General features: G+C 70.3%; 1 pseudogene. It reads right to left on the bottom strand.

Going from position 1 to position 290, the window contains the following annotated elements:
* Positions 1-290, bottom strand: a pseudogene (locus ACLBXO_RS32175) (porin family protein); the annotation flags it as partial.

The raw sequence follows: 290 nt of genomic DNA, 5'->3' as shown, positions 1-290 counted from the left end.
GTGCCGAAGAAGTCGAGGCTGGAGAGGCCGCGCGGGTCGGTGAGGTAGTAGCCGGGGGCGACGGCGCCGGAGACGAAGGCGTTGTTCCGGTTACGGCCGAAGTCGAGGTACTGGGCGTCGGCCTCGACACCGATGACGACGCCGGAGCCGGGGGTCAGCTGCCAGTTGTAGCCGATCTGTCCACCGCCGGAGAAGCCGTCCTGGCTGCGGTTGCGGAAGGAGGCGACGGTGCCGGGGGCGGCGTACGGGAAGGGGACGGCGAAGGTGTTGCCGGTGTTGCGGTCGCTGGC

The sequence above is a fragment of the Methylobacterium sp. C33D genome (assembly GCF_053345825.1).
Note: the sequence above shows the minus strand (reverse complement) of the source record. Positions and strands in the feature narration are given on the sequence as shown.